The 11853-nt window shown below is 62.6% G+C and carries 11 protein-coding genes and 2 riboswitches; of the genes, 9 read left to right on the forward strand and 2 right to left on the reverse strand.

Annotated elements, in window-relative coordinates:
- The first annotated feature begins 27 nt into the window (after positions 1-27).
- Positions 28-855 (forward strand): DUF6635 family protein, encoded by an 828-nt coding sequence (locus F8A10_RS06060; RefSeq protein WP_152366912.1) that lies wholly within the window; start codon positions 28-30, stop codon positions 853-855.
- On the opposite strand, the gene F8A10_RS06065 is transcribed toward F8A10_RS06060, so the two are convergent.
- Entirely contained in the window at positions 852-1613 is a 762-nt protein-coding gene (locus F8A10_RS06065) for an SDR family oxidoreductase (RefSeq protein ID WP_010396431.1), read from the reverse strand. The genes F8A10_RS06060 and F8A10_RS06065 overlap by 4 nt on opposite strands.
- 191 nt (positions 1614-1804) lie before the next feature.
- A riboswitch (cobalamin riboswitch) is annotated at positions 1805-1995 on the forward strand.
- A 92-nt stretch (positions 1996-2087) separates the two neighbouring features.
- Between F8A10_RS06065 and nrdH the strand changes: the two genes are divergently transcribed.
- The 4 genes from nrdH to nrdF all read left to right on the forward strand — a co-directional run bounded on the left by nrdH (position 2088) and on the right by nrdF (position 5875).
- Positions 2088-2309, forward strand: coding sequence for a glutaredoxin-like protein NrdH (gene nrdH, locus F8A10_RS06070; protein ID WP_010396433.1), 222 nt, complete (start codon positions 2088-2090; stop codon positions 2307-2309).
- Positions 2310-2317: 8 nt separating this feature from the next.
- Positions 2318-2734, forward strand: a complete 417-nt coding sequence (gene nrdI, locus F8A10_RS06075) for a class Ib ribonucleoside-diphosphate reductase assembly flavoprotein NrdI (protein ID WP_152366913.1) — start codon at positions 2318-2320, stop codon at positions 2732-2734.
- Complete coding sequence (gene nrdE, locus F8A10_RS06080; protein ID WP_029372073.1) at positions 2716-4842, forward strand: class 1b ribonucleoside-diphosphate reductase subunit alpha; 2127 nt, start codon at positions 2716-2718, stop codon at positions 4840-4842. Before nrdI ends, nrdE begins: the two co-directional genes overlap by 19 nt.
- 61 nt (positions 4843-4903) lie before the next feature.
- Positions 4904-5875 (forward strand): class 1b ribonucleoside-diphosphate reductase subunit beta, encoded by a 972-nt coding sequence (nrdF, locus tag F8A10_RS06085; protein ID WP_152366914.1) that lies wholly within the window; start codon positions 4904-4906, stop codon positions 5873-5875.
- 8 nt (positions 5876-5883) lie between these two features.
- On the opposite strand, the gene F8A10_RS06090 is transcribed toward nrdF, so the two are convergent.
- Positions 5884-6843 (reverse strand): bile acid:sodium symporter family protein, encoded by a 960-nt coding sequence (locus F8A10_RS06090; protein WP_152366915.1) that lies wholly within the window; start codon positions 6841-6843, stop codon positions 5884-5886.
- A gap of 157 nt (positions 6844-7000) precedes the next feature.
- Positions 7001-7216: riboswitch (cobalamin riboswitch) on the forward strand.
- A 135-nt stretch (positions 7217-7351) separates the two neighbouring features.
- Here F8A10_RS06090 and F8A10_RS06095 point away from each other — a divergent pair.
- Genes F8A10_RS06095 through F8A10_RS06110 form a run of 4 tightly spaced genes read left to right on the forward strand, consistent with a single transcriptional unit; the run spans position 7352 to position 11847 of the window.
- Positions 7352-9271 (forward strand): TonB-dependent receptor plug domain-containing protein, encoded by a 1920-nt coding sequence (locus F8A10_RS06095; RefSeq protein ID WP_152366916.1) that lies wholly within the window; start codon positions 7352-7354, stop codon positions 9269-9271.
- Complete coding sequence (locus F8A10_RS06100) at positions 9265-10101, forward strand: ABC transporter substrate-binding protein (protein WP_152366917.1); 837 nt, start codon at positions 9265-9267, stop codon at positions 10099-10101. Before F8A10_RS06095 ends, F8A10_RS06100 begins: the two co-directional genes overlap by 7 nt.
- Positions 10098-11096, forward strand: coding sequence for a FecCD family ABC transporter permease (locus F8A10_RS06105; RefSeq protein WP_010396448.1), 999 nt, complete (start codon positions 10098-10100; stop codon positions 11094-11096). The genes F8A10_RS06100 and F8A10_RS06105 overlap by 4 nt, the downstream gene beginning before the upstream one ends.
- Position 11097: 1 nt before the next feature.
- A complete protein-coding gene (locus F8A10_RS06110; RefSeq protein ID WP_152366918.1) occupies positions 11098-11847 on the forward strand; it encodes an ABC transporter ATP-binding protein in 750 nt (249 codons plus the stop codon).
- Positions 11848-11853: the final 6 nt, after the last annotated feature.

Consider the following 11853-nt stretch of genomic DNA (forward strand, 5'->3'; position numbering starts at 1 on the left):
AGCAGCGCCCGCCCCTAGATATGGGCCATGTTGCAGCCCGCCGACACCCGCCCGATGACCCGGCGCGAAACAGAGGTTCGCCGTTTTGTCCGCGCCCGCTACGGCTTGCGCGGCACCTTGGCGCTGCATCGCCATGCGCTTGGACTGGACCTGTTGCGCGCGCCGGTGAACGTCATGCTATCGCCACTGTTCCTGCTGGTGCGGCTGGGTGCACCAATCCTGCGGCGGTTAAGGCTGTTGCAGGCAGCAGACTGGCTGGCCGGGCGGCAGATATTCCTGAAATCCGATGTTGCCCGACAGATCCGGGCCGATCTTGCGTATTTCATCGACGACCTTGCAGATAAGGATCTGGCCCCCAAGGCCCCGCCCGAAAGCATCGCCCGCGCAGTGGCCGATTATGCCGAGACCCGCAACGCCGTCGCTGAGATATCAACATCGCTCATCGTTCTGGTTGCGGGGCTGGTGCTTTTTCATCGCCCGACACCGGGGGTCATCTCGCTTGCCGGGCCGATCGCGCATCTGCAGGCGCAGGCACAGGCAGTGCAGGATTTCGCACTGGGAAGCTGGGCCGGCCGCATGTGGTACTGGGCCTTTCCGGCCGAGTTGTCGACGGCAAAGCTGGTACTGACCGGAATAGGTCTGGCCATGCTGGCCTCGGTCATGACCACCTTTGCCGGGTTGATCGCCGATCCTGTTCAGTTGTGGACCGGCATCCACAGGCGCCGGGTGATGCGATTGCTAAGACGGCTCGACCGCGCCGAGAACGCCCCGGCGCTTGAGCGTGAGCATATGCTTGCCCGGCTAGGCGATCTGTCCGATCTGGCGCTGAGCCTGTGGCGCAGCCTCAAGGGCTAGACCTTACAGATTGAATTGCCACCATCGGCCAGCATTGCAGAGCCGGTGATAAAGCTTGCATGGTCAGACAGCAGAAACAGCGCCGCCCGTGCGATCTCTGCGGGCTCAGCCATACGCTTCAGGGCATGCAGGCCCGAGATGAAACCTCCGGTTTCGGGGTTGGTCGCGGCATCTCCTGCCATCTCGGTCAGCGTGCCACCGGGCAGCAGGGCATTGGCGCGGATGCGTTGCGGGCCATAATCCACCGCCAGCGCCTGCACCAATCCGATCAACCCGGCCTTGGCCGCAGCATAGCTGCCCATGCCCGGCAGTACCGCAGTATGGCCGATGAAACTGCCGGTAAACACCAGCGCACCCCCGCCCCGCGCCAACAGCGCCGGGACCTGCGCCCGCGCGGCCATAAATGCAGCAGTCAGGTTGGTGGCAATCAGTTGCTGCCATTCCGCATCAGCGATCTCATGCACCCGGGCGCCCGAGCCGGTCTGACCGGCATTGTTGAAAGCCCCATCAAGCCCGCCAAACCGGTCCTGCGCCAGCGTGACCAGCGCCTCGGCATGGCCCGGCGCCGTAACATCGCCCGCCAGTACCGCGATGCGACCCGCACCTTGATCGATTCGGGCAGCAAGATCGGTAAGCCGGTCTTCGCGCCGGGCCGAGATCACCAGCCGCGCGCCCTCGGCCGCGAATATCTGCGCTGCGGCGGCGCCGATTCCACTAGAGGCTCCGGTGATAATAATAGTCTTGTCCTTGAGCAGCATTCTGCCTCTCCCATGCTTGTTGCAGGGTCGGTATGGGCCAGGAGAGGCACCGGAAAACCCGGTTTCTTGCTTTTGAACAGAATGGTTTCGTTAACATCCTGAATGCGGGCAATTACCCACAGGGACACTACATCTCTGTGGATAGCTTAGGAACCTGCACTATATCTAGTTGACGGCCCGAAACTCTCATGGCTTACTGACGGGGTCATGGTGAATCCGGCCCCGGCCGGACGAAGAAGAGGGAAGCCGGTGAAAATCCGGCACTGCCCCCGCAGCTGTAAGCGGCGAGCGACGCTGGAACACCACTGAGGCCCTGGCTTCGGGAAGGTCAGCCAAGCCGGGACCCGCAAGTCAGAAGACCTGCCATGACACGAGATGACGTAACCGTGCGGCGGGCACGGGGCTGGATCAGGACCGGATGGCATCGCCATCGGCCCGGCCCCTTGTTGCCGACAACACTGAAGGAGCCGAGGCATGACCATCACCGTTTATTCCAAACCCGCCTGCGTTCAATGCACCGCCACCACCCGGGCGCTTGACGCGCGTGGCCTGGCCTATCAGCTGGTCGACCTGACCGAGGACGAGGCGGCAATGGAGCTTGTGACCTCTCTTGGCTATCGTCAGGCCCCGGTGGTCATTGCTGGTGATGCGCATTGGGCCGGATTCCGCCCGGACATGATCGGCCGCCTGTCCTGACCAGCACGATGGGCGGGCTGATCTATTTCTCATCAGGCTCGGGGAACACGGCGCGTTTCGTGGACCAGCTTGGGCTGATTGCCGGGCGCATTCCGATTTCGCCCAAGGACGAGATACCGGCCCCTGCCCGCCCCTATGTGCTGATCTGCCCGACCTATGCCGATGGCGGGGGGCGCGGCGCGGTACCCAAACAGGTCATCCGCTTTCTCAACGATCCCGGCCGCCGGGCGCTGTTGCGCGGCGTCATCGCTGCAGGCAACCGCAACTTCGGCGCGACATATGCGCTGGCTGGCCGGGTAATCTCTGACAAATGCAAGGTGCCGGTTCTTTACCGTTTCGAACTGGCCGGCACCGAAATCGACATTTCCCGCGTCCGGGCGGGGTTAAAGAAATTCTGGGGGACGGAATGCTTGACAATGGCGTAAAGGCCGAACTGGACTATCACGCGCTGAACGCGATGCTGAACCTCTATGACGACGAGGGAAAGATCCGCTTTGACGCAGACCGCAAGGCCGCGCGGCAGTATTTCCTGCAGCACGTCAATCAGAACACCGTCTTCTTTCACTCTCTGGACGAAAAGCTGGGCTATCTGGTCGATGAGGGCTATTACGAGGCCGAGGTCCTTGACCAGTATCCGCGCGAGTTCCTGCACCGGATCTGGGAAGCCGCGTTCCGCCGCAAATTCCGCTTTCCGACCTTTCTTGGCGCCTTCAAATACTACACCAGCTACACGCTGAAGACCCGCGACGGCCAGCGCTATCTGGAACGTTACGAGGACCGGGTGGTCATGGTCGCGCTGGCACTGGCGCGCGGCGATGAGGTGCTGGCGATGCGCTTTATGGAGGAAATCCTTTCAGGCCGGTTCCAGCCTGCAACGCCGACATTCCTTAACGCCGGAAAAAAATCGCGGGGCGAGCTGATCTCGTGCTTCCTGCTGCGGGTCGAGGACAACATGGAATCGATCGGCCGCTCGATCAATTCGGCGCTGCAGCTCAGCAAGCGCGGCGGCGGGGTCGCACTGATGCTGACGAACCTGCGCGAGTCGGGTGCTCCGATCAAGGGGATCGAAAACCAGTCCTCTGGCGTCGTGCCGGTGATGAAGCTGCTTGAGGACAGCTTCAGCTATGCCAATCAGCTGGGCGCGCGTCAGGGTGCAGGTGCGGTCTATCTGCACGCCCATCACCCCGATATCATGCGCTTTCTGGACACCAAGCGCGAGAACGCAGACGAAAAGATCCGCATCAAGACGCTGAGCCTTGGCGTCGTCATCCCAGATGTGACCTTTGAGCTCGCCAAGCGTAATCAGGACATGTACCTGTTTTCGCCCCATGACGTTGAGCGGGTCTATGGCGTGCCCTTCTCGGAAATCCCGGTGTCCGAGAAATATGCCGAGATGGTGGACGACAAACGCATCCGCAAGAAAAAGATCAACGCCCGGGCCTTTTTCCAGACCCTGGCCGAGATTCAGTTCGAAAGCGGCTATCCCTACATCATGTTCGAAGACACGGTGAACCGCGCCAACCCCGTCGCGGGCCGCATCAGCATGTCGAACCTGTGCAGCGAGATTTTGCAGGTTAATGAGGCCTCGGAATATAATGAGGACCTTAGCTACAGTCATCTGGGCACGGATATTTCCTGCAACCTCGGCTCGCTCAATATCGCGGCGACCATGGACGGGCCGGATTTCGGCGCAACCGTCGAGGCAGCGATCCGGGCCCTGACCGCAGTGTCAGAGATGTCGGCGATCAATGCCGTGCCCTCGATCCGGCGCGGCAATGACGAAGCCCATGCCGTCGGCCTTGGCCAGATGAACCTGCACGGCTATCTCGCACGCGAACACATCCATTATGGCAGCCCGGAAGGGGTCGAGTTCACCAGTGTCTATTTTGCCGCCATCGCCTATCACGCGATCCGTGCGTCGAACCTGCTGGCGCAGGAAAAGGGTCGCAGCTTTGCCGGATTCGAGAAATCAAAATATGCCGACGGCTCGTTCTTTGACAAATACCTGAGCCGCGACTGGCTGCCGACGACGCCCGAGGTCGAACGCCTGTTCCAGAACATCCCCCTGCCGCGGCGCGAGGACTGGGCCAGGCTGAAAGACGATGTGATGGCCCACGGCCTTTACAATCGCAACCTGCAGGCGGTACCGCCGACGGGCTCGATCAGCTATATCAACAACTCGACGAGTTCGATCCACCCCATCGTCGCCAAGATCGAGATCCGCAAGGAAGGCAAGATCGGCCGGGTCTATTACCCCGCGCCCTACATGACGAACGAGAATCTGGACTATTACCGCGATGCCTATGAAATCGGGCCCGAAGCGATCATAGACACCTATGCGGCGGCGACCGAACATGTCGACCAGGGCCTGTCCCTGACTTTGTTCTTTCCTGCCGAGGCGACGACGCGCGATATCAACCGCGCCCAGATCTACGCGTGGAAAAAAGGGATCAAGACGATCTACTATATCCGCCTGCGTCAGACCGCATTGGAAGGTACCGAAGTGCAGGGCTGTGTTTCTTGCACGCTCTGAGCGGGGGCTGTCTGCCCCCGCCCCCCCGAGGATATTTGTACACGAAAGAAAGGCTCTTCGGATGAAGGACCAAGCGCCGCGCCTGCCTTTGCGGGCGATCAACTGGAACCGGCTGGAGGACGAGAAGGATCTGGAGGTCTGGAACCGTCTTACGGTGAATTTCTGGCTGCCTGAAAAAGTGCCGCTGTCAAACGACGTGCAAAGCTGGGCAACGCTGCGGTCCGAAGAGCGCGAACTGACCATTCGCGTCTTTACCGGGCTGACGCTTCTGGACACGATCCAGAACTCGGTCGGCGCGCCGGCGATGATGCCCGACGCCCTGACCCCCCATGAAGAGGCGGTGCTGTCGAATATCTCTTTCATGGAGGCGGTACACGCGCGCAGCTATTCTTCGATCTTTTCGACGCTCTGCCTGACGCCAGAGGTGGATGCAGCCTTTCGCTGGGCTGAGGAAAACCCGCATCTGCAGCAAAAGGCGCGGCTGGTGGTCGATGAGTACCAGGCCGGTTCCTCGCCACTGAAGCGCAAGATCGCCAGTGTCTTTCTGGAGAGCTTTCTGTTCTATTCCGGCTTTTACCTGCCGATGTATTGGTCAAGCCGCGCCAAGCTGACCAATACTGCCGACCTGATCCGGCTGATCATCCGCGACGAGGCCGTGCATGGCTATTACATCGGTTACAAATATCAGCGCGGTCTTGAACGGCTGGACGAGGGTGAGCGCGCCGCGCTTAAGGATTTCGCCTTTTCGCTGATGTTCGACCTGTATGACATCGAGGCGAAATATACCGCCGAGCTTTATGACGGCATCGGTCTGACCGAGGATGTCAAAGCCTTCCTGCATTACAATGCCAACAAGGCGTTACAAAACCTTGGCTATGAGGCTCTGTTCCCGCCCCAGGCCTGTGAGGTGAACCCGGCGATCCTTGCCGCCCTGTCGCCCGATAGCGAAAACCATGATTTCTTTAGCGGATCGGGGTCAAGCTATGTGATCGGCAAGGCTGTCGCCACTGAGGATGAGGACTGGGATTTCTGATCCCGGCCCTATCCGCGCGCCCGTCTTTGCGCGATGGCCGAGCAGACGAGCAGTTGCGTCATGTGATAGATCATCACCGGCAGCACGGTAGCCCCCACCGCTGCTGCCGGAAAGATTGCCGTGGCGATGGGCAACCCGCTTGCCAGGCTTTTGGTCGAACCACAAAAGAACAGCACGGCCTGATCTTGGGGTGGTAGGCGGAAGAGCCGTCCCGCACCCGCCATGATCCCCATGGCCAGCGCCAAAAGCAGCGCCGTGACCAGAAAACACAGGATCAGCCCCGGAGCGGGGATCGCCGACCAGATCCCCGCGACCGTTCCTGCGCCAAAGGCTGAATAGACGATCAGCAGGATCGAGCCCCGGTCGACCACCATGGTCAGTAACCGGTGACGCCGAACAAAACCTCCGATCCAGCGGCGGGTAAGTTGCCCTATAGCAAAAGGCAGCAGGATCTGGACCGCGACTTTCTGGATCGCGTCGAGGCTTGCGCCTCCGCCTTCCTGATGCAGAAGATGGGTGACGAGCAGCGGGGTCAGCACCACGCCTACAAGGTTCGACAGAGAAGCCGCGCAGATCGCCGCCGGCACATTGCCATTGGCAATCGAGGTGAAGGCGATCGAGCTTTGTACCGTCGAGGGCAGCACGGCAAGAAACATCAGGCCCATGGTCAGTTCAGGCCCCAGCACCTGGCCAAACAGTGCCGCCAGCCCGAGCCCGAGCAACGGAAACAGCACATAGGTCGCGGCAAAGGTCAGTCCCTGCAGGCGCAGGTTCAGCAGCCCTGCCTTGACCGATGCCGGATCCAACCGCGCTCCGTACAGAAAGAAGAGCAGCGTTACAGCCCAGAAGGTCGCCCCTGACAGCAGATCCGCCGCCATGCCGCGCGCAGGCAGGAACAAGCCCAGCAACACCATGCCAAGCAAGAGCAGCATGTAGGTGTCGATGCCGATCCGTTTCAATGCGTTCATCCCTGACCTCCTGACGCGGATGCCCCCTGTCTCATACAGATCGGCGGCGGGCACAAGGCGGGGATCACGGATCATGCCGTTGCGCCCTGAACGCAGGGGCAGCATACCGCCAGGGGCTGTTGCCGCGATGACGCTTGACAGCTGATGCTGCTGTGCGGCAATGCAAAGCCGCTACGGTTCCGGCGCTTCAGCCGGATGAAAAGGGAACGCCGGTACGCCTTATGGTCCGCGAAGGACCGGGGCAAGTCCGGGGCTGCCCCCGCAACTGTATGCGGAGAGCGATGGTCGATGATGCCACTGGGATAAAACCCGGGAAGGCCGGCCCGAGCAATGATCCGCAAGCCAGGAGACCTGCCGCAGCGATCACCCATTTCCGGCGCGGGGTGCGCCAGGAAAGCGGCCATCCCGCAGAGGTGACATTCACCATCCCGCAGGCTCAGCCCAGAGCCTTTACGGGATATTCTGCAATTCGCGGGTCAGTGACCCGCACTGGAAAGGCCAGGTCGGAATGTTCAGAACCACCGTTTCCCTTATCGCCATTACCGCCGCGCTGCTGCCTGTGATCGTGAGCGCCGAGGAGGTCCCCGAAACCGTGATCCTTGATCAGGTCGTATTGTCGGGCGGCCTCTCTCCGGTCGTCGAAAGCGCCTATGGCCGCGCCTATACCGTCCTGACCGCCGAAGATCTGCAACAGCGCCGCGTCACCACGGTTCAGGACGCGCTGCGCACCGTCCCCGGCCTGTCTGTCACCTCGACCGGAGAGTCGCTGACCAGTATCCGTATTCGCGGCGGTGAGACCAACCATGTCTTGGTGCTGATCGACGGGGTCGAGGCCAACTCTCCCGGTAGCGGGGATTATACCTTCAGCGGAATGCTTGCCGAGGATATCGAGCGCATCGAGGTGCTGCGCGGGCCACAATCGACCATCCACGGCGCCAATGCCGCATCGGGCGTGATCTCGATCACCACCCGCCAGGCCCGCACCCCCGGCCTTCATTATGGCGGAACGGTCGAGGTCGGCGGGCTCGGGACCCGCACGGCCAGTGCCTATGTGCAGGCGCGGGGTGAGCGCGGCGGCATCAGCCTGTCGGCGGTGTCACGGCGCAGCGATGGCGAGGATACGTCCCGCACCCCGGGCGGGGATACCGACTTCAACGACCACGACACACTGGGCCTGACCGGCTCGTACGAATTGACCGATGGGATAAGCGCGGGCTTTACCCTGCGCCGCCGCTGGCAGGAATATGGCTATGACGGGACGAGCTGGACCGCCGTAGACTCTCCCGATGATTATGTGATTGATACGCCCTTTACCGCCAAACGCAACGAAACCTATGGCTCTCTCTGGCTAGAGGCAGAGGCGCTGGAGGGGCGGTTTCTGCACCGCTTCATTCTGTCCGGCTCGAACCAGACGGCAGATCATTTCAACGCAGGTGTCCCGGATTACGACGATGCCTCGCGGCTGCGGGATATCAAATATACCGGCAGTTGGGCACTGGACGGCGGCCATGTCCGCGATGCACAGCAAAAACTAAGCGTGGCGCTGCAAGCAAAGCGCGAGACTTACGAAACTTCGAACGCTTACGGGGCGAACCGTTACGAGCGCGACAGCAAATCGGTGGCGCTGGAATATCAGGGCCAGTTCGACAACGGCCTTGGCATTCAAGCCGGGCTACGCCGCAGCTTCAACGACGTTTTCCGCGATGCCACCACCTGGAGCATCGCCGGCGCCTGGGCCCTGCCCGACCGCGACTTGAGGCTGCGCGCAGCAGCGGGCAAGGCAACCGTCAACCCGACCATGTTTGAACTTTATGGCTATACCTCAGGCACCTATCGGGGCAATCCGGACCTACGCCCCGAGACCAGCCACAGCTATGAACTGGGCGTGGACTGGACCTTTGCCGAGGGGCGGGCAAATCTGGGCGCGACACTTTTTACCAGCAAGGTCGAGGATATGATCACCGGCGCTGGCACCACCTCACAAAACATCTCTGGCACCAGCACCCGCAAGGGATTCGAGCTTGAGCTCGACTATGATGCGACCGACTGGCTGCGTCTGGGCGCAACCTATACCTATATGGACGCCCGGACCGAGGACGGAAAGCCGGTTCCCCGCCAGCCGCGCCATCAGCTGGGCCTGCGCGCCACGGCCGATTTTGCACAGGGTCGAGGCTCGGTTACCGCCGATCTGCGCTATGTTGCGGACAATTATGGGCAGGAATGGTTCAACACCGTATGGCCCGCAATTCCCGCCACGACCAAGCTGCCCGACTTTGTGACCGTGAACCTTGCTGCGCAATATGATCTGACCGACAATCTGCGCCTGACCGGACGGGTGGTGAACCTCTTTGACGAAGATTACTCCGAGGCTTGGGGATATTACGGTCAGGGCCGCACGGCCTATGTGGGGCTGACGGCGCAATGGTAGCACGGCTGGGGCTGATCCTTGGCCTGATCGTCGGCCTGGCCCAGCACGCGGCGGCACAGCCACCGCGTCGGGTCCTGTCGATGAATCTTTGCACCGACCAGCTGGCGCTGATGCTGGCTGCGCCAGGGCAGCTCGTCTCGGTCTCGGCCCTAGCAGCGGACCCCAGCTCGTCGGCCATGGCGAAAGAGGCTGCTCCTCTGCCCGCCAATCACGGTCTGACCGAGGAAATCTATCTCATGCAGCCCGATCTGGTGGTGGCCGGGGCCTGGTCCTCGCCCGAGACGATCCGGCTGTTGCAGCGCCTGAACATCCCGGTCGAGGTCTTTCCGGTTGAAAACGACCTTGCCGGCATCCGCGCCAATATCCTGCGCATGGGCAAGGTGCTGGGCCGCGATGCCGAGGCACAGCGCCTAATCGCGCGTTTCGACGCGGATCTGGCGTTACTGTCCGATCCCGCCCCCGGCCCGCGCCCACGCGCGGCGCTATATGCGGTGAACGGCTACAGTTCGGGCCACAACAGCCTTGCCGGGCAGATCATCGCGCTGGCCGGTTTTGACAATATTGCTGATGAACTCGGTCTGCCTGCGGGCGGGATACTGGCGCTTGAGCGGCTACTGATCGCGGACCCCGACCTGCTGGTCGAGGGGCGGCGTTATCCCGGGGCCGCCCGTGGGCAAGAGCTGCTTGAGCATCCCGCGCTGAAGGCGCTTGGTCAGGACAAGTCGACGGTGGTCATGTCAGACCCCGACTGGGTCTGCGGGACGCCCTATATCCTGCGCGCCGTCGCCCAGATGCGCGAGGCACGCCTCGCCTTGCAGGAGGGGCCATGACTCAAAGCCGCTATTCGCTGACCATCGCGGGTCTGGTTGCGCTGGTCGCAGTGCTGTTTCTGGCCTCGCTGCTGACCGGACCGGCCGCAATGGGCGCTGGCCAAAGCCTTGCCGCGCTATTTGGCCGGGGCGATGAAATGCTGGTGCTGATCATGCGCGAATTGCGCCTGCCCCGGGCCATTCTGGGACTGTTTGTCGGCGCCGCGCTTGGCATGTCAGGGGCGGTGATGCAGGGTTTCCTGCGCAACCCTCTGGCCGAGCCGGGGCTGATCGGCACCAGCGCCTCTGCCTCTCTTGGCGCGGTGCTGGCGATCCACACCGGGCTGTCGGCGGCATGGGCGCTGGCCCTGCCCGTTGCGGCATTGGCCGGGGCTGCCTTGTCGGTGGTGCTGGTCCTGATGCTGGCCGGGCCGCGTGGCGGGGCGCTGGCACTGATCCTTGCCGGGATCGCCATTTCGGCTTTGGCCGGGGCCTGCACCTCGCTGGTGCTGAACCTGTCGCCCAATCCCTTTGCCGCCAATGAGATCGTGTTCTGGATGCTCGGCTCGCTCGCTGATCGCTCAATGCTGCATGTCTGGATCGCGGCACCGCTGATGGCGCTGGGGTTTGCGGCCCTGTGGCCCACACGGCGCGCGCTTGAGGCGTTGACGCTGGGCGAGGACGCGGCCGCCTCGGTAGGGGTACATATGGGCCGGTTGCGGCTGATGCTGATCGCCGGCATCGCCGCGCTGATCGGGGGCGCAACCGCCGTCGCCGGCTCTGTCGGCTTTGTCGGGCTGGTGGTGCCGCATGTGCTGCGCCGCGCAGTTGATGCAAGCCCGGCGCGGCTGGTCCCCGCATCGGCCCTTGGCGGCGCGGCGGTCGTGCTTGCCGCCGATATCGCGGTGCGGGTGATCGCACCCGGTCGTGACCTTAAGCTTGGGGTGCTGACGGCGCTGGTCGGAGCGCCATTCTTTCTGCACCTGATCCTGAAAACCCGGCGCGAGGGGTTGTGACATGCTGGAACTGCGCGCCCTTTCCTTTCGCCGCGCCGGACGGGTGGTACTGGACGGGATAGACCTGCGCATTGGCGCTGGCGAGTTCGTCGGCCTGCTTGGTCCGAATGGCGTGGGCAAGACCACGCTTTTGCGTGCGGCACTGGGGCTGATACCTGTGCAAGGGCATTCCTCACTCGCAGCGCTGCCGGTTCATGAACGCGCCCGCGCTGCCGCCTATATGCCTCAGGGACGACAGATCGCTTGGCCGATGCCGGTCGAGGCGCTGGTCGCGCTTGGCCGCATCGCCCATCCCCGTGCTGCGGGATTAGACGACCGGGCCGCCATCGAACGCGCCATCGCGGCGCTGCATCTGGAACCTTTGCGCCACCGCCGGGCGACTGAACTGTCGGGGGGTGAGCAGGCCCGGACCCTGATCGCCCGTGCGCTGGCACAGGAGACGCCATTGCTGATCGCGGACGAACCCATTGCCGGGTTGGACCCCGCCGCACAAATCGAGGTGATGAGGCTATTTCGTCACCTTGCCGATCAGGGACGGGGCGTGCTGGCCTCGCTTCACGATCTGGGGCTTGCGGCGCGGCATTGCACCCGGCTCATCCTGCTGGGTCAGGGCCGTATCGCCGCAGACGGACCACCCGAGACGGTGCTGACTGCCGAAAACCTTGCCCGTATTTTTGGCATCACCGCGCATCTGACCCATGGGCCCGGGGGACTGCTGTTCCAGCCCCTCGACACCATTCCGCGCGACTGAGCAGGC

This window comes from Paracoccus kondratievae, from assembly GCF_009301415.1.
Taxonomy (GTDB): domain Bacteria; phylum Pseudomonadota; class Alphaproteobacteria; order Rhodobacterales; family Rhodobacteraceae; genus Paracoccus; species Paracoccus kondratievae.